This is a genomic window from Neobacillus vireti (assembly GCF_036962345.1).
Lineage (GTDB): Bacteria > Bacillota > Bacilli > Bacillales > Cytobacillaceae > Neobacillus > Neobacillus vireti_A.
On sequence record NZ_JBALNB010000007.1, the window covers coordinates 280,458 to 298,745 of the forward strand.

Consider the following 18,288-nt stretch of genomic DNA (forward strand, 5'->3'; position numbering starts at 1 on the left):
AAATGAACAAACTAATTGGTATTTTTGAGAGTTTTGACAAGATATTATCAAGGATTTCCGCAGCTACTCTTTTTATCATGATGGTTTGGATTGTTATTGATGTCATGTTCAGAACCCTTTTTAACAGTCCAATTCAAGGAACAATAGAAATTTCGGGTGAGTATTTGATGGTAATACTCGTCTACCTTTTCATAAGTGACACCCATAGAGTTGGCGGACATGTAAGTGTTGACTCTTTGCAAAAGAAGTTCTCCAAACGCATGAAAAGTATTTTTAAGATTATAACAAACATCATCTCTGCTATATTTTTCTTCATTATCTGTATTATCAATTTTCAGGAAGGTTTAGATTATTTGGCTCAAAATATTAAATCTGTCGGGGTACTGCATTATCCGCTTGCACCTGCCTTATTCATTATATCACTTGGTCTACTCATGATTACCCTAAGATTAATCATTGAAAGCATCGTAATTCTTTTTCCAAGTTCGGCTGCATCCAGTACAACCGAGACCCGTACAGAAAATGATCAATTAAATACATTTGAGATTTAATAAGTTGTTTCCATCAGGAGGGAAGTTATGGTAACACTAAGTATTATTATTTTGTTGCTGCTACTGTTATTTATAGGAATGCCAATCGGGTTTGTTCTCATTATTACAGGAGCGATCGGAATTTACTGGGTTGGCGGATACGATACATTATCAGGGATTTTATCTACGACCGCTTACAGGAGTGTTAATGGTTTTACACTGACAACAATTCCATTGTTCATCTTAATGGCAAATTTTATTTCAAAAAGTAATATTGCCAAAGAATTATATGATTGTATTTTAAAATGGATTGGGCATATACCTGGTGGAGTAGGAATTTCTACTGTTTTTGCCAGTGCGGGGTTCGGAACCCTTTCCGGTTCAAGTGTTGCAGCAACTTCCATTATGTCAAAGATATGCGTCCCCGAAATGTTAAGAGCCAGATATACAGATTCTTTTGCTACAGGGTTAGTTGCATCATCTTCAGGAACTTTAGCCGTGATGATTCCACCCAGTGTTCCACTCATTCTTTATGCAGTTCAAACAGATACTTCAGTCGGACGATTATTAATGGCCGGGGTTATTCCTGGTATTTTGCTTGCTTTACTATTATGCGTGTATATTGTGATTAATTCATTGAGATTAGGCAGTAAAATAGAAAAAGCAACTTGGGTCGAAAGATTTGTTTCACTTAAATTCATTTGGCCAATGGTATTGCTTGTTGTTTTGGTATTGGCCGTTATGTACTTAGGAATTGCTACTTCCACTGAGGCAGCTGCTTTTGGAGCTATTGGTGCTCTTATTATAGGTTTAGTCATGAAGAGGTTGAATTTCAAAGATACAGTTGAGGCTCTTGTAGAGGCAGCTCAACAAACAGCGATGATTTTTGTCATTGTCATTGGAGGTTATATCTTTTCCTACTTCTTTACTTTAACTGGTATCGGACAAAGTTTAATTTCTACAATTGCTGAAAGCGGTTTATCTAAATGGACAGTATTGTTTTTAGTTATTCTTTTCTATATTATTTTGGGAACAGTGATGGAAGTAATCGGTTCTATGATTTTAACATTACCTCTTGTATTCCCTTTAATGGTTAATTTGGGATTTGACCCAATCTGGTTTGGTGTAATTGTTGTTTTATTATTAGAAATTGGTCTTGTTACACCTCCGGTTGGAATAAATCTTTATGTTACGAGTAAACAAACTGGAGTACCTGATGATAAAATTTGGCGAGGTTCCATACCTTTTCTTGGTGTCCTAATGCTTACTATTATACTAATGATTATTTTCCCTGAGATTGTTTTATACTTACCAAATAAAATGAATGGTTAAGCAAAATGAAGTACCAAAAAGATGAGTGGATCAAACTCTTACAAGAAATCTATCATTGCAAAACTGATACAGATTGGAAAAACCAAAGAAAGCTACCAGTTAAATTAGAGATATGTTCTAACTCTAAAAGCCCCTTTTATCGACAGCATCCTCAAGATGCTGTTTTCTTTTTAGTAGTATATTCACGAGTTTAGTAAATAGGGGAGGACAATAAAAAAAACATTATTTTCATAGTAGACTGCTAAACTTCACACATGAATTTCTAGTAGATTGATAGTGTCTGTAAACACTATTTGAATAAAAAAATGTTCCTTGACAAAATTCTTTATCTATACAAATAACACCTCATTCTTTGGTATAGTGAGATTGTCTGGAATCACTACCACACAGAAGGTCTCCTATATTTTGAAGTATTGAATATGAACAAAGTAAGGGAACAAAACAATTTTTGTTCCCTTACTGATTATAAGATTGAAAAGTAAGCAAACAAACAGTTTATTCTATATTACATAAAATCATCAATTGCCAGCGAGATAAAAAGTATTAAAAATAATCAGAAAATATTGTAAACTAATCCTAGCTGTATTATAATACAAACATAAGGTGGACCTGACAACCTGATTATCTGCCAGGAGTCTTTCTGGCTTAATGTTAGCCTGTTATAGGTGCAGAATAGCTGAGTTTGGTTTATCTGCTAATCACCAGTTCGAATTACCGAAGAGTTGAATATACAGGGGAAAGCCTATGTTGGTTTTGAAAATGTAAGAAACCGTGGGCGTGATAACATGCATTTTTTAACAACACTCACAGGAGAGCGTTTACTTAGAAAGGAGATTAAAATGTACAACGGATTAAAAACGTTTGGAAAAATAGTTGAACATCGTGCTAATGATAAGCCAAATACACGGTTTATTTGTTTCGAGGAAACTGATATTACTTATGGAGAATTAAATAGAAGCGGCAACAAGCTTGCAAATGTGATGGCAAAATTGGGACTGATCAAAGGTGATACAGCAGCGGTTATGTTACCTACCTGCCCAGAATTTTTAGCGTCCTGGTTAGGTCTGACAAGACTTGGCGTAGTTGAGGTTCCAATTAATGTGGCATATCGCGGTGACCTCCTTACACACATCCTCAATACAGCAGAGAGCAAGGCTATTATCATTTCATCGGAATGGGTTGATCGCTTAATGGACATCTCAGAAGAATTACTGCATCTTAAGCACGTCATTGTAGTGGGGGAAGACTATGAGCCGACACCAGGCCGAATCTCTTGGCACTCTTATGCAAGAATTGTGGATGCAGCAAGTGATCAGCCAGTGGAAGTATCTATCCAACCTACGGATCCATCGCTCATTCTATTTACTTCAGGAACGACGGGTCCGTCTAAGGGCGCTATCATATGTCATCAAGCAAATTTTAGAGCGGCGGAATTACAATGTGATTTTAGAAAATTAGGTCCGAACGATAGGTTATTTACTGTTTTTCCACTTTTCCATGTCAATGCCCGCTATACGACGATTCTCCCCGCTCTCATAGCGGACTGTGACGTTGTAATGCATAACAAGTTTTCGGCTTCGAGATTCTGGGACATATGCAGGAGAGAGGGAATCACCCAATTTTCTTATATGGGCTCAATGCTGACCATTCTCTTGAAACAGCCGCTACGGCCTGAAGATGCGGACAATCCAGTTCAACAAGTGACCGGTGCCCCATGCCCGCCTGAAATATACGATGAATTCCGAAGACGCTTTGATGTCAAGATTCATGAAGGCTACGGTTCAACGGAGACAGGTTCTGTGGCATATAATCATGCTGATACGTTCAAAAAAGGATCCTGCGGCCGGCCTGTTCCGACATATGAGGTCGAGATCCACAACGACAATGATGAACGTTGTCCGGCTGGTGTAGAGGGTGAAATTGTTGTAAGACCGAAGGAGCCCGGGATTATGTTTTCAGGTTATTATGGTATGCCTGAGGCAACAGTCAAAGCGTGGAAAAACTTGTGGTATCACACTGGCGACCGTGGTCGTATGGATGAAGATGGCTATCTATACTTTCTCGACCGAAAAAAGGACGCCATTCGTCGAAGAGGTGAGAATATATCATCGTTTGAGGTCGAGCGCATAATCAACAAACATCCTAAGGTCTTAGACTCGGCGGCAGTCGGTGTTCCTTCTGAATTAACGGAAGAAGAAGTACTTGCGGTAGTAATCGTGAAGGAAGGAGAAGATTTGAAACCAGAGGAACTGCTTGATTTCTGTCAGTCCCGAATGGCTCATTTCGCAGTACCACGCTATGTCCGATTCGTTTTGGAATTCCCGAGAACGCCGTCCCAAAGGATACAGAAGTATAAGCTTCGTGAGGATGGAGTCACCCCTGAAACGTGGGATCGTGAACTTATAGGGTATAAAGTACTGCATTGAAAAAGGTGAAAATACTTTAGTCTCCTTTTTTCCGATAAGTATGTTGCGCTTTTAGAACCATTTATCTTAGGTACTGAAGGTGCTTCAGAGATACAAGAATGACATAGTAACCAACAATTTGGAGGTGGGAAAGATATGAAGCCATCATTACGTGGTAAAGTGGCAATCGTTGGTGCTGCAGACACTGAGGTAGGAGTTGTCCCTCACATGACCTCGACTCAGATGTGTGCTGATGCGGCTCTTCGTGCAATGGCCGATGCCGGCATTAGTAAAGATCAAATCGATGGATTAATCACATGCAATTCGAGAGCGGAGTCCTATAAGTACCATGCAGAAGCCATGGCCGAATACTTACAAATATTTCCTAGTTATTGCATCAATGTTGCAACGGGGGGGGGAACGACTTTTTCTATTCTTCATCATGCCATAACTGCTATTGCCACAGGGGTTTGCAATACCGTACTAATAACCATGGCAGAAAGTTTAAGAAGCGGCTTATCAAAGGAACAGACTATGTCAGGGCAGGCTGCTGTTGGACATTCTCAGTTTGAAGTTCCATATGGTCCAACCGTTCCTTCTTTATATGCCTTAATTGGCCGCGCACATATGGAAAAGTACGGCACAACCCCTGAACAATTTGCAGCAATTGCTGTCGCTTGCCGCAAACATGCAAGTATGAATCCTAACGCCCAGATGAGGGATTTAATAACGGTAGAAGATGTATTAAATTCGCGTATGATTGCTGACCCGCTGCATCTATTAGATTGCTCGCTGATATCTGATGGAGGTTCAGCTGTAATTTTAACATCTGCGGAACGAGCTAAAGAGTTTTCAAGTAAACCTGTCTACATATTAGGGTTTGGAGAGGCTCATAGCCACGAACATATTAGCCAGGCACGAAATCTCACTACATCGGCTGCTGTCGAGTCTGGAAAGCGTGCATACGAAATGGCAGGTTTAGGTCCCCGGGATATGGATTTCGCTCAGCTATACGATTGCTTCACTCCAACAGCTTTGATTGAGCTTGAAGACCTGGGCTTTTGTAAGAAAGGAGAGGGAGGGGCATTCGTCGAGAGCGGGGCCATCGAGCTAGGCGGTTCCTTGCCAATGAACACACACGGAGGATTGCTCTCCCACTGTCATCCAGGTAATCCAGGTTCTATGTTCTTGTTGACTGAGGCAGTCTCTCAGCTTCGGCATCAAGCGGGCGAACGTCAGGTGACCGGAGCACAAGCGGGTATAGTGCATGGTCAAGGTGGCATTATGTCCAGCCATACCACACTTATACTAGGGAAAGAAATAAACTAAAGATAGGGTGGAGCATATGATCGATCATTCAGGGAAAAATTTCCCGAATATAAACGTAGAGACCGAGCCCTATTGGCAAGGTTGCCGCAATCATGAACTGCTCATTCAGCAATGCTCAGATTGTGGCAGGCACCAGTTTTATCCTCGAATCATTTGCACAGACTGTTCGAGTAAAAATGTGAAGTGGGTGCGGGCTTCTGGTAAGGGAAAGGTACTAAGTTATACCATCGTGCATCGAGCCATATCGAAGGCATATAAGTCGGAAGTACCTTATGTCATCGCATTAATTGATCTTGATGAAGGACCAACAATGATGAGTAACGTAATTCAATGCGATCCTCAAAATGTAAAAGTGGGAATGGAAGTTGAGGTAGTTTTTGAGGATTGGTCCGAAGAAATTACTATTCCTAAATTTCGTCCCGAGAACTTGAATCAAAACGAGTAACAAACAAAAGCGACAGAATACAAAAGAGGGCGGAAAATGTAAGTATATCTGAAAACAAGTTTAGAGAAATATCAATTATCGGGCATGGGTGCACTGAATAAAGGTTCAGTGTATCCATGCCCGATACAGGGGAAGGGGAGTAATATGTACACTGGATTAAAAACGTTTGGGAAAATAGTTGAACAACGAGTTAAAGAAAAACCAGATGCAAGGTTTATTCGATTCGAGAATTCCGAACTCACATATAGCGAGTTCGATAAAAGTGGAAACAAGATGGCAAATGTAATGAAGGGGTTGGGGTTATCCAAGGGTGATACGTGCGCAGTGATGTTACCTAACAGCCCGGAGTTCTTAGCCGCCTGGTTAGGTCTGGCAAAACTTGGTGTAATTGAAGTACCTGTTAATGTATCTTACCGCGGAGATCTCCTGGCACACATTCTCAATACAGGTGAGTGCAAAGCTCTTGTGATTTCCTCGGATTGGGTAGATCGTGTAAAGGAAATCTCCAATGAATTGTTACATCTTCGCCACGTCATTTTGGTGGGAGATGTCAATGAGGCTATGCCAGGCAAGATTTCTTGCCATTCTTATACAAAAATTATGGGTGAAGCAAGTGACCATACAGTGGATGTGGATATCCAACCGACGGACCCATCTCTTATTCTCTTTACATCAGGAACCACCGGTCCGTCTAAGGGTGCCGTCATTAGTCATATTGCAAATTTTAATCTGGCAGAAATCCATTGCAAATTTAGAGAAATAGGTCCAAACGACCGTTTATATACCGTTTTTCCACTTTTTCATTCTAATTCTCGGTATGCGACCGTCCTTCCGGCACTGATTGCAGACGGTGACGTAGTCATGCATAATCGATTTTCAGCTTCGAGATTCTGGGACATATGCAAGGAAGAGCAAATCACCCAATTCAACTTTATGGGCTCAATGCTGACAATTCTTTTAAAACAGCCGCCGCGCCATGATGATTCGGACAATCCGGTTCAACAAGCACACGGGGCACCAATACCGCCGGAAATATATGAGGAGTTCCAGAACCGCTTTGGTATCAAGCTTCACGAAGGGTATGGTTCAACGGAAACCGGTTCGATGACCTTTAATCCAGCTGAAACGTTTCGAAAAGGCTCTTGCGGCCGGCCTGTTTCGAGCTATGATGTTGAAATTCACGACGACAATGATAACCAATGTCCAAATGGTGTAATAGGTGAGATTGTAGTAAGACCGAAGGAACCTGGTGTATTGTTTTTAGGTTATTATGGGAACCCGGAGGCAACGGTAAAAGCATGGAAAAACTTGTGGTATCACACAGGCGACCGTGGGTACATGGATGAAGAAGGCTATCTCTACTTTGTCGACCGTAAAAAGGATGCCATCCGCAGGCGGGGAGAGAATATATCTTCTTTTGAAGTCGAGATTGTTATTAACAAGCATCCTAAGGTTCTAGACTCGGCAGTAGTCGGTGTTCCTTCTGAACTTACAGAAGAGGAAGTGCTTGCTGTGATCGTTGTGAAGGCTGGCGAAGATTTGAGGTATGAGGAGCTGCTGGACTTCTGTCAGTCCCGATTGGCTCATTTCGCAGTTCCACGCTATGTCCGGTTCGTATCAGATCTCCCAAGAAATCCGTCCCAAAAGGTCGAGAAATATAAGCTGCGTGAGGAAGGGATTACCCAAGACACGTGGGATCGTGAACATACGGGGTATAAAGTATTGCGTTAAATTAGATGTAGATTTGAGAAGTTTTAGTTTTTGAGTAAGATTGGAGTGTAAAATGGTTGGTCTTCGGCATATGTAAGACCAACCACTTAAGTTTCGGGCGTAACCACTAGTCTGCTCCTATAAGTACTGGTAATTCTTTGCTGTTACAGATTGTTAGATTTACATAATAGCAGCTTTAATGGATTAGGGTTAAAATAGTCAGAAAATATGTAATAGTATGACAATGAGAATAGACATTGTTTAAAAACGATTTTAATGGTCTGTACATCATGATGATATGATTGCGCAAGTATAGTAAAACAGTGTTAAGGTCTTAAATCTCAAATTTCGATAAAGGATATTTAAATTTTTATAGAAAAGTTTCATAAAACATAGTTTTATGCAGTTTATCTTTTAATCTTAGAAATGGGGCGGTAGATTTGGGCTTTTTTAATTTTACAAATAAAGTTGCTATCATAACAGGAGGTGGTGGAGGAATTGGCCGTGCAGCAAGTCTTAAGTTAGCCATGGGTGGAGCAAAACTAGTAATAGTTGACCTACATGAAGAGAGAGGAATGAAGGTTGTAAAAGACATAAACGAAGATGGTGGAGATGCCATTTTTATAAAAACTGATGTAACGAAAGAAGAAGATGTAATAAATTATGTACAAACAACGATTGATAGATACAAAAAAATAGATATTTTATTGAACAATGCAGGTTGGCTAGGAGCTGTAGCTCCCTTTGTTGATTATCCAGTAGATGTATTTGATAGAGTGATGGATATAAATGTAAGAGGTGTGTTTTTAGGAATGAAATATGTTCTGCCCCATATGATTGCTCAAAAAAGTGGGGCAATCGTTAATACTGCATCTGCTGCTGGGCTGCTTGGCACTCCCAATTTGGCTGCTTATGGTGCTAGCAAACATGCTGTACTTGGTATGACAAAGTCGGCTGGGGTTGAAGCAGCACCTCATGGGGTTCGCGTCAACGCGATTTGTCCTGGAGGAGTGGATACATCTATGTTAGATTCCGTGGTATTGGGTTATGCAAAAGGGAATTCAGAGGAAGCTGAGTTAAAAAGAACGGCTATAAAAGCAGCTTCTCCAGATGGAAGGTATGCAGATCCAGAAGAAATTGCCAATCTAATGCTTTATCTAGTAAGTGATTTATCCTCTCACATAGTTGGTCAACAAATTGTAATAGATGGAGGAGCAATATTAACTTAATTAAATTAGATAAAAAACGGAAGGGGAGTATTTGTGAAAAATATTAAAAATTTAATTATTATTGGTCTCTTATTAATGTGTATGATGGTTGTCACCGCATGCGGAGGAAATGCATCTAAAACTGCCAGCGAAGATAAAGTATATACATTAGACCTAAATATACCCTTACCAGATAATTCTGCAAACAGTAAAGTGCATTATTATTCCTATAAGTGGTTTACAGAGGAGATAGAAAAGCGAAGTGAAGGCAGAATGAAAATTAACGTATATTTCAATGGACAACTAGCTCAATTGCCTGAATTGCTGGATGCAGTAGCCAGCGGTACAGTCGATATGGGATACGCGACAACTTCGTTTTATGGAGATCTGGTACCAGAGGGGAATATAACGAACTTGCCATTATGGGCTAAAGATGTTGATGAAGCCTATGATTTATGGCATAACAAAGGAATAGGAGAGATCTATAACAATGCCTTTAAGGAATACGGCGTCACACCAATAATGAATAATTTCGTTGGAAACGGCGGCTGGTTATTGAACAAGCCTGTACACTCTGTTGAGGATATGAAAGGACTCATAATCGCAACTTATGGAGGATTATTCAATGCCTGGCTAAAGGAATTGGGAGCAACGGGAGTGGATCTGCCAAATGCAGACTGGTATGATGGTATGTCAAGAGGTGTTGTTGATGGAATCCCTACTGCCTTTAGCACGTTAAAAAATTTAAAATTAAATGAAGTGGTTGATTATGTTGTTGCTCCTCCGTTCAATAACGCCCTTATGGTAACTACGTTTATAAGCAATAAAACATTAGAAGAACTTCCTAAGGACCTGCAGGACATTCTCCTTGAGACAGCAAAGGAAGCAGAAACCCAAGCATTACAAGGCAGTAAAGAGGATAGTGAAAAGGTACTGCAAGAAGTGAAAGATTTCGAAAAAGCAAAAGCATTTGAAGTGATCACTTTGTCAAAAGAAGCAGAAAAGGAATTCTATGATAGTATCCAACCAATGTGGGATGAATTTGCATCATTGAGTGAAGGAAATGCAAAAATCATAGAAATTATCAGAGAAAATAGAAAGGAAAGATAATATAATTCGTTGATTTTCATAGATAAAAGAGTTGTTATATTAATCTATTTCACAATGAAGTTTATTTTATAAAAAAAAGGTGGAGTGTCTATGAAAAAATTTAAAAGTGTCATTCATAGAGTGATCTTATTAATGAGTATCCTTGCTTTAACAGCTTGTGGGTCCAATGCTACTTCATCTGAAAAAGGTTCTGAATCTCCTGATAAGGGTAAAGTGTATAACTTGAAATTTAATATTCCTTACCCTGATAACCAAGACCCTAATAACCCACGTTATTATGCTATGCATTGGTTTAAAGAAGAGATTGAAAAAAGAAGTGAAGGAAGAGTAAAAATAGAATTATATTTTAATGGCCAGTTAGCTCAAGTTCCCGAAATGTTAGATGCATTATCCAGCGGTACAATCGATATTGGGTATGCGACTGCATCGTATTATGGAGATCTCGTACCAGAAGGGTTTATCACATACTTCCCATATTGGGCTAAAGATGTCCAGGAAGCCTATGATTTATGGAATAATACAGAGATAGGTGAGATTTATAACAAAGCTTTCAAAGAATATGGTGCTACACCGTTATTGAACACTTATGCAGCTCTTGGTGGCTGGTTAGTAAACAAGCCTGTACACTCTGTTGAGGATATGAATGGACTATTAATGGTAACAATGGGAGGATTATATAATTCCTGGTATGAGGAATTAGGGATAAATGGTGTGGAAATCCCTCATTCAGATTGGTACGATGCACTTTCGAGAGGAATCATAGATGGGATACCTACTGGATTTCAAGCATTGACCATCTTTAAACTAAACGAAGTAGTTAAATATGTCATCGATCCTCCGTTTGTTGATGCTCAGATGGGAAATATGTTTATTAGTAATAAAACTTTGGAAAAACTTCCTAAGGATCTGCAGGATATTATTTTCGGGGTCTCAAAGGAAGCTGAACTCAAAGCGTTAGATGCAACTAAAAAGGATAAAGATAAGGTTTTACAGGATTTGAAAAATTATCAAAAGAAAAATGGCATTGAAGTAATTAAGCTGTCAGAGGAAGAACAACAGAAATTTGTTGAAAGTGTTCAGCCTATGTGGGATAAATTTGCTTCTTTAAGCAAGGGTAACGCAAAAATAATTGAAATAATAAGAAATAATATTGAAGAGAAAAAGAAAGAGTAATGGAGGACACTTAGATAATTTCGAAAGTCGGTACCAAAATTCTTTGTAAAAAATATTCAGAATTATCACCATTTTAAAAATATAGAGGGGAAATCGTTTAACTGTAAATAAAAAGGCCCTTTAAGTAAAAACCGAAATGATAATGATCGGTCTAAACATCATTTCCGTTTTTAAAAAAATACTTTTCTATAAGAATATCGAACGGAGAGGGTGTCCCATGAAAATTGTAAATAAAACGATTCGATTCATTAATTTTATTAATCAGCAAATGTATGTGGTGATCGGAATAATTATCACTTTCCTATCATTTATGATCTTTTACGATGTTATTGCCCGTTATTTTTTTGAAAGACCGACTAGATTTGGGTTTGACACTTCCGTTTGGCTGACAGCGGTTATGGCGTTTATAGGCGGCGGGTATGCCATATTGAAAAACGAACACGTACGAGTGGATATGTATTATGCAAAGTTTTCTGATAAAGGAAAAGCTATAGTGGATCTAATCTCTCACCTGTTTATTTTTTTAACGGTAATAGCACTGGTTTTTTGGGGCGGGCAGCACGTTTTAGATTTGTATAACAAAGGAATAGTTGCGACAACCGGCCTGAATATACCAGTGTGGATTAAATGGAGTATCCTTCCTATTGGTGGAACCCTGCTGGGACTGCAGGCATTGGTGACTTTGTTTAAAGATATTTACTTACTTATAACAGGTAGTAAATATGATGCTGACAATGTTAATACAGATAGAAAGTTTGACCTCGACAATAATAAAGAGATTTACCTGCCTAACACAGATATAAAGTTTGAGGAGGGGAAATAAATGGAACCTTATGTTATCGCTCTTATCATGTTTACGGCTCTAATGACAGGAATTATGCTGGGAATTCCGATTGCTTTTGTAATGTCCGGCATTTCCCTTATCGCTGGCTTTATTATATGGGGCGGACCTGCGAGTGTGAGCGGGTTTATCTTATCCGCATTCAATGATGTCAATCAATTTATTTATACTGCGGTACCCTTATATATTTTCATGGCAGGAATCTTGAGATACAGTGATTTGATAGATGGAATGTATGAAGCATTTTACCGCTGGTTTGGGGGCATGAGGGGCGGACTTGCTGTTGGTACAACGGCCATTGCTACATTATTCTCGGCAATGGTTGGGACAGCCATGGTATCTACAGCAACTCTCGGAGTTACTGCCCGTCCATCGATGCTCAGCCGCGGATACAATGATAGATTAACGCAAGGAATCATCTTGGCAGGCAGCGGATTAGGAATTCTTATTCCTCCAAGTCTTGTAATGATTATCTACGCTGTAATAGCAGAAGTTTCTCCAGGACAGTTGTTTATGGCTGGTATTATTCCCGGCATTATGATGGCCGTGATTATCGCGCTATACGCTTTAATTTTATGCTGGATTAAACCTAACTATGGTCCTGCTCTCCCAAAAGAGGAAAGGTTTACTTGGAAAGAAAAATTTGTAGCTCTAAAAGCTGTTATTTTACCATTAGGTGTTATTACTATGGTACTGGCTAGTATATTTTTGGGAGTTGCCACCCCAACCGAGGCTGCGGCAGTTGGAGTTATCGGGTCACTAATTAGTGCGGGAATCAATCGGAAGCTGACATGGGGAAATATTAAAAACATGTTCAGTATGACGATTGGATTGTGTGCTATGGTGTTTTGGATGGTTATTGGCGCCACTGCCTATGCCAAAATAATCAGTGTTACTAGAGTGGGTGAACAACTGGCAGGGATAATTGAAAGTATGAATTTGTCTCCAACCATGTTCTTGATAGCTGTCCTTATTTTCTTTTTCATCCTTGGTATTCCACTGGACGCTGTACCTATTTTGTTCATGACGGCGCCGATTATCCTGCCAATCTTAAATAGTATGGGAATAGATATGGTATGGTTTGGTGTTATTTTTGTAATCAGTGCGATAACAGCAAATTTATCACCGCCTTTTGGAATGCAGTTATTCGTTTTAAAAGGAGTTGCTCCAGATATTAATTTACGTGATACGTTTGCAGCCTGTTGGCCAATGGTGGGATTATTTACACTAGGTACGGCTATCTTATTTATTTTTCCTGAAATTGTAACATGGCTTCCGGAGCAGATGTTTAATAATCGGTAGGTTTAGAAATCAGCTGTATGCACTTTTTTTGGGAATTGTACTTTCTTTTACAGGAAACAGTTAATGCCAGAAAAACTGCATATGGCTTAATTTGGATTTTAGGTTAAATAAAAAAACAAAGGGGTGGATTTTTTGTGGAAAATGTCAGAAAAATGATTCATAATTTTGTATTAATCATATGCTTCATTACTTTAACAGCTTGTGGTTCAAATGCTTCATCTGGAGACAGTTCAAAAACTTCCGGCGGCAAGGAAGAAAAGTATAATTTAACCTTTAATGTTCCTTTACCGGATACTACAAAAAATAGTAAACCGATGTATTATGCTACTCATTGGATAAAAGAAGAGCTTGAAAAAAGAAGTGAAGGTCGATTAAAAATTGATCTATATTTTAATGGGCAGTTAGCACAACAGCCTGAAATGCTGGATGCTTTAGCCAGCGGCACAATCGATATGGGAAACCTTACTCCTACGTTTTATGGTGATACTGTTCCAGAGGGGTATATATCCTATTTTCCATACTGGAATAAAACTGCACAGGAAGCCTATGATTTAATGTATAAAACAGAGATTGGCGAGATTTTAAATAACGCTATGATGGATAACGGTGTAAAACCATTAATGTACACTTTTTTAACAGATAATGGCTGGTTATTGACAAAACCTGTCCACTCTATGGAGGATATGAAGGGAATGTTAATCGCATCTATGGGAGGTTTGTGGAATACTTGGTATGAGGAATTAGGAGTAGTAGGTGTTAATATCAGTGTTCCTGAATGGTATGACGGGCTGCAAAGAGGAATCATAGATGGGGTGCCTGTAGGATATCAAACGTTAAAAACTTTTAAACTAAATGAAGTAGTAAAATATGCTGTGGATCCTCCTGTTGTGAATGCGAATATGGCAAGTACGGTTGTAAGTCAAAAAGCAATGGAAAAACTCCCTAAAGATTTACAGGACCTTATTATAGAGGTCTCAAAGGAAGCTGAACTCAACGCGTTAGAAGCTGGTAAAGAGCATACAGCGATGGTAAAACAAATACTTGAAGAAAATGAAAAGTCAGGTGCTTTTGAGGTCATTCACTTATCAAAGAAAGAGGAACAGAAATTCTATGAAAGCGTACAGCCTATGTGGGATAAATTCGCTTCCCTTAGCGAAGGTAATAAGAGAATGATAGAAATTATCAGGAAACATAGAGAGAAAGAAATGAAAGAATAATAGATAAAGCTTCATTACTAACACGGATGCCTGAGCAGTTGTGTAATAGTAGAATATCTATTATAAATATTAAAATTGAGGAGGAATAGAAATGGTTGAACATTTAACGTTTATTAATTTTGCAAATGAAGAAATAGAGGGAAAAAAAGTTGAATTAATAGAAAAGATAAAAGCATTTAGTAACCATATACCTGGAGTTGTTGATGCTCAGGCAGGGGGGAATTTTAAAGAAGGTTTTGATTTTGGAATTTCAATCCGGTTTAGAGATAGAAAATCATTTGAAGAATACATTCCCCATCCGAAACATCAAGAGGTAGCCTCTTTATTAAGAGAAATGGGAATGAGCGATTTTACAGTAGTAGACTTTGAATTTTAATTTTGATTCTAGTAACCATATAAAAGCTAAACACCCAATTTTGTAAATGGCTTGGGTGTTTAGAGCTGTTGTCAGTCGCTATGATATTGGATCTATTCATTTATTCAATTTCGTTGTTTTGTTCAATAGTCGGAAAATTTGAAAAAATGTTTGACAGGTGTAAATAATGATGATAAATTAAAATCGTAGAGTCAATGGTACGAACAACCATATAATATATTAATGTGTTGTTTGTAAAAGAGGTTTTTTAAACAAATTTGAAAACGGTCTCAAAAGTTTGATTAAAAAAGGAATCTATCTAATGCTGATATTTCCCCAATGTCTAGGATAAAAATTACTTCGTTGTTTTTTGTCCGTTGTTATTTTTGGATGGTGATTAAACCAAGGGAGAGTAACGTAAAAGATTGAATGATTTAAAAGTAGATCTAAAGAATGTAAGGAGGTTTAAAAAATGAAAAGAAATGTTGTAGGTAAAATTGAAGAGATCCAGCCAGGGGAAAGAAAGGTTGTTCAAGTTGGAAGGGCTTCGGTTCTAGTCATTAGAAACGGGGATAGTTTTTATGCTATACGAAATTATTGCCCTCACCAAGGTGCAGAGTTTGAAACGGGCAGTTTAAGGGGGGTTGCACGTTCATCTAATGTCAAAGAAATTTGTTATGAGGAAAATGGTGGACACATTTATTGTCCATGGCATCATTGGAGTTTTGATGTGAAGACGGGATGTGCAGAGCATGATCCGGATCGGTTCAAAGTAAAAACGTATGATGTAAAAGTAGAGGGAAATGATTTGGTTGTCTATAGCTAATTATGAGAGAAGAGAGGAAAGCGATAAAAAATGACTAATTCCATTGAAAAAAAAGTAGAAAATACTGTGACGCAGAAGAAAAAAATTCCTGTTATCGATTGTGATCTCCATGCTAATCCACGTACGATGAATGATCTATTGCCATATTTGAGTGATTATTGGGCAGATTTTTTAGTCGATTCTCAGTGGATAGGCGTTTTTGCGGGGGCTCCTGCCATGGTTACTCCCACAAGGTACCGAAAAGATAGTATTAGCACTGAAGGAGAGAGGGCATGTTCTTCATTAAGTTTTTTTAAAGAACAAGTAGCGGATCGATATAACTATGCCTATGCCATTATTTACCCTGATGCCGTCTGGAACCTCTCTGCTTCTTCACAGCATGGAATGGCAACAGCAGTTGCTTCAGCCTACAATGACTGGCAAATTGAGCACTGGTTATCGAAGGATTCTACTATGCTTGGTTCTGTAGTTGTTGCCGCACAGGATCCAGAAGCAGCCGCTCGTGAGATTGATCGAGTTGGCGGTCACCCACAAATCGTTCAAGTAGCGTTACCGAGCTATTGTCCTTATGGGGGATGGGGAAATAAGCGGTATTTTCCTATATGGGAGGCAGCTGTACGAAACGGACTTGTCGTTACGTATCATGTAGCCATTAAAGGTGGATTATACACAGATGGGTTTGAAACAAGCTGTTTTGCAGAGAATCAAACCAATAATGGCTTAGCCTTTCAAGCAGCAATGTCAAGCCTTGTATTTGGCGGTGTATTTGAGACGTTTAAAGAACTGCGTATCCTCTTTAATGAAGGGGGCTTTGGCTGGGTTCCAAATGCCATGTACACAATGGATACCCATTGGCCAATGTCCAGACGCGAAATCCCTTGGATGAAACGCTCACCAAGTCAACAGATTCGAGAACAGATGTGGTTTGGGACACAGCCAATGATTGAACCACACAACCCGGAAAATGCAAAACATGTCATTGAACTGGCTGATATGATCGGACAGGATAAAATTGTATTTACAAGTGACTATCCGCATTTTTCCTTTAATCCACCGGAAATAACATTCAAACATTTTCCAAAGGAGTTTCGAGAAAAGATTTTATATAAGAATGCTGTAAAGTTATTTGGATTACCTGATCCGATGAAGGATAACAGTTAATTTTTTTAATAACTAGCAGATAAAATTTTTGTATGTTTTGTAATCTATTTTAATAAGAAGTGCAATATTAAGATGTAAGATTACTATTTTCCTATCAAGGTAGAAACTGATGGATTCTGTCGATTAGGTTTCTGTTTCGGGTGTTGGATCTCTCTATCAGGAGTGAAAAGTCGGTTGGTCTTACAGTTATAAGTTCAACCGACTTAGAATGTAATCAGTAACCGCTTTCCTTTCGGCTCGAAAAAACATTGGAGGTTAATAATGAAGAATAAAATTCTAAAGACCGTAATTTCAGGTTTTACTATTCTATTACTTGCTGCTTGTGGAAGTGATCAAACAACGTCAACGCCATCAAATGAAAAAGTTCAACTTACTATGAATTCACAGTTTGCTACAGTACATCATATTCATAGAAATGTTTATGAACCATTTTTAAAAATAGTAGATGAAAAAACAAATGGACAGGTTTCTGTTGAACTTCATCCTAATTCAGCTTTAGGCGCCCCAGATACTGCTTATGATGATATTAAAAATGGCGTTTATGATGTAGGGATGATTACTGCAACTAACGCACTTAACACCCCGTTTTTTCCATATACAATAGGAACTTTACCTTTTGCATTTCCTGATTTAGAAACAGCTTACAATGTACTAGAGAAATTCGAAGTGAAGCATCCTCCAAAAAAGGCTAATCAAGATCTCTATAATTTAGGACCTGTTGCTCTTACAGAACCCCAAACAATATTTAGTAGAACACCAATTAAAAGTGTTGAGGATTTAAAAGGGATGAAAATAGCTTTTCAGGGTGGAAAGGGAATTGAAAAACTTGTTACCTCCTGGGGAGCAACACCTGTTGTTATTAAAGGTGTTGATGTGTACCAAGCATTAGAACGTGGAGTTGTAGATGCAAGTCTTTATACAGTTCTGGGTGGAATGGGTTCCAAAATCCATGAAGTTGGTCCCTATCTTCTTGACTTAAATATTTTTAACACACCACTTATCACAGTAATGAGTAAGGATGTTTATGAGAGAATGCCAGATAATGTAAAAGAAGCTTTTGACAACGAAATATCAGGTCAGGTACCTACTATGTATAAGGGAAGCTATGATTCAGAACTGGCGAAAGCTAAGGAACAATTAACCCAGGAGCTAGAAGGTAAAGGTGGATGGATAAAGCTTTCTCCTGAAGAAGAAGCAAAAATTAAACTGGGAGCAAAGGCTGCCTGGGACGCGTGGATTGAAGAAGCGAATAAAAAAGGATATGACGGAGAACAATTAGTGGCAGACTTTAAGGAAATTCTGAAGGAAGAGGGAGTGGAACTCCCATTCTAAGGTTATCGCACA

16 protein-coding genes are annotated in these 18,288 nt (G+C 38.7%); all 16 read left to right on the forward strand.

The annotated features are described in order from the left end of the window. Positions 1–2: 2 nt before the first annotated feature. The 16 genes from V7108_RS08845 to V7108_RS08920 all read left to right on the forward strand — a co-directional run bounded on the left by V7108_RS08845 (position 3) and on the right by V7108_RS08920 (position 18,276). Entirely contained in the window at positions 3–551 is a 549-nt protein-coding gene (locus tag V7108_RS08845) for a TRAP transporter small permease (RefSeq protein WP_335567949.1), read from the forward strand. A 27-nt stretch (positions 552–578) separates the two neighbouring features. Then, positions 579–1,862: a TRAP transporter large permease gene (locus V7108_RS08850; protein ID WP_335567950.1), complete on the forward strand. Its 1,284-nt coding sequence runs from the start codon at positions 579–581 to the stop codon at positions 1,860–1,862. 839 nt (positions 1,863–2,701) lie between these two features. Next, a complete protein-coding gene (locus V7108_RS08855) occupies positions 2,702–4,288 on the forward strand; it encodes an AMP-binding protein (RefSeq protein WP_335567951.1) in 1,587 nt (528 codons plus the stop codon). 135 nt (positions 4,289–4,423) lie between these two features. Then, positions 4,424–5,596, forward strand: a complete 1,173-nt coding sequence (locus tag V7108_RS08860; protein ID WP_335567952.1) for a thiolase C-terminal domain-containing protein — start codon at positions 4,424–4,426, stop codon at positions 5,594–5,596. A 16-nt stretch (positions 5,597–5,612) separates the two neighbouring features. Further along, entirely contained in the window at positions 5,613–6,041 is a 429-nt protein-coding gene (locus V7108_RS08865) for a Zn-ribbon domain-containing OB-fold protein (protein ID WP_335567953.1), read from the forward strand. A 144-nt stretch (positions 6,042–6,185) separates the two neighbouring features. After that, entirely contained in the window at positions 6,186–7,772 is a 1,587-nt protein-coding gene (locus tag V7108_RS08870; protein WP_335567954.1) for an ATP-dependent acyl-CoA ligase, read from the forward strand. A gap of 419 nt (positions 7,773–8,191) precedes the next feature. After that, the gene (locus tag V7108_RS08875) at positions 8,192–8,980 is read left to right on the forward strand and encodes an SDR family NAD(P)-dependent oxidoreductase (protein WP_335567955.1); all 789 of its coding nucleotides are present in this window, start codon (positions 8,192–8,194) and stop codon (positions 8,978–8,980) included. Positions 8,981–9,013: 33 nt separating this feature from the next. Further along, positions 9,014–10,069: a TRAP transporter substrate-binding protein gene (locus tag V7108_RS08880; protein WP_335516852.1), complete on the forward strand. Its 1,056-nt coding sequence runs from the start codon at positions 9,014–9,016 to the stop codon at positions 10,067–10,069. 90 nt (positions 10,070–10,159) lie between these two features. Next, complete coding sequence (locus V7108_RS08885; protein ID WP_335567956.1) at positions 10,160–11,242, forward strand: TRAP transporter substrate-binding protein; 1,083 nt, start codon at positions 10,160–10,162, stop codon at positions 11,240–11,242. Between the two features lie 217 nt (positions 11,243–11,459). Then, complete coding sequence (locus V7108_RS08890) at positions 11,460–12,065, forward strand: TRAP transporter small permease subunit (protein WP_335516845.1); 606 nt, start codon at positions 11,460–11,462, stop codon at positions 12,063–12,065. Next, positions 12,066–13,385, forward strand: coding sequence for a TRAP transporter large permease (locus tag V7108_RS08895; protein WP_335516842.1), 1,320 nt, complete (start codon positions 12,066–12,068; stop codon positions 13,383–13,385). Between the two features lie 134 nt (positions 13,386–13,519). Next, positions 13,520–14,602 (forward strand): TRAP transporter substrate-binding protein, encoded by a 1,083-nt coding sequence (locus V7108_RS08900; protein WP_335567957.1) that lies wholly within the window; start codon positions 13,520–13,522, stop codon positions 14,600–14,602. Positions 14,603–14,693: 91 nt separating this feature from the next. Continuing rightward, positions 14,694–14,978: a Dabb family protein gene (locus V7108_RS08905; RefSeq protein ID WP_335516835.1), complete on the forward strand. Its 285-nt coding sequence runs from the start codon at positions 14,694–14,696 to the stop codon at positions 14,976–14,978. Positions 14,979–15,429: 451 nt separating this feature from the next. Continuing rightward, positions 15,430–15,783, forward strand: coding sequence for a Rieske (2Fe-2S) protein (locus tag V7108_RS08910; protein ID WP_335516832.1), 354 nt, complete (start codon positions 15,430–15,432; stop codon positions 15,781–15,783). Positions 15,784–15,813: 30 nt separating this feature from the next. Further along, entirely contained in the window at positions 15,814–16,944 is a 1,131-nt protein-coding gene (locus V7108_RS08915; RefSeq protein WP_335567958.1) for an amidohydrolase family protein, read from the forward strand. A 261-nt stretch (positions 16,945–17,205) separates the two neighbouring features. After that, the gene (locus V7108_RS08920) at positions 17,206–18,276 is read left to right on the forward strand and encodes a TRAP transporter substrate-binding protein (RefSeq protein WP_335567959.1); all 1,071 of its coding nucleotides are present in this window, start codon (positions 17,206–17,208) and stop codon (positions 18,274–18,276) included. Positions 18,277–18,288 lie beyond the last annotated feature (12 nt).

Coding starts and splice junctions, on each gene's coding strand:
- V7108_RS08845 (WP_335567949.1), top strand. CDS start 3: ATGAACAAACTAATTGGTATTTTTGAGAGTTTTGACAAGATATTATCA.
- V7108_RS08850 (WP_335567950.1), top strand. CDS start 579: ATGGTAACACTAAGTATTATTATTTTGTTGCTGCTACTGTTATTTATA.
- V7108_RS08855 (WP_335567951.1), top strand. CDS start 2,702: ATGTACAACGGATTAAAAACGTTTGGAAAAATAGTTGAACATCGTGCT.
- V7108_RS08860 (WP_335567952.1), top strand. CDS start 4,424: ATGAAGCCATCATTACGTGGTAAAGTGGCAATCGTTGGTGCTGCAGAC.
- V7108_RS08865 (WP_335567953.1), top strand. CDS start 5,613: ATGATCGATCATTCAGGGAAAAATTTCCCGAATATAAACGTAGAGACC.
- V7108_RS08870 (WP_335567954.1), top strand. CDS start 6,186: ATGTACACTGGATTAAAAACGTTTGGGAAAATAGTTGAACAACGAGTT.
- V7108_RS08885 (WP_335567956.1), top strand. CDS start 10,160: ATGAAAAAATTTAAAAGTGTCATTCATAGAGTGATCTTATTAATGAGT.
- V7108_RS08890 (WP_335516845.1), top strand. CDS start 11,460: ATGAAAATTGTAAATAAAACGATTCGATTCATTAATTTTATTAATCAG.
- V7108_RS08895 (WP_335516842.1), top strand. CDS start 12,066: ATGGAACCTTATGTTATCGCTCTTATCATGTTTACGGCTCTAATGACA.
- V7108_RS08905 (WP_335516835.1), top strand. CDS start 14,694: ATGGTTGAACATTTAACGTTTATTAATTTTGCAAATGAAGAAATAGAG.
- V7108_RS08910 (WP_335516832.1), top strand. CDS start 15,430: ATGAAAAGAAATGTTGTAGGTAAAATTGAAGAGATCCAGCCAGGGGAA.
- V7108_RS08915 (WP_335567958.1), top strand. CDS start 15,814: ATGACTAATTCCATTGAAAAAAAAGTAGAAAATACTGTGACGCAGAAG.
- V7108_RS08920 (WP_335567959.1), top strand. CDS start 17,206: ATGAAGAATAAAATTCTAAAGACCGTAATTTCAGGTTTTACTATTCTA.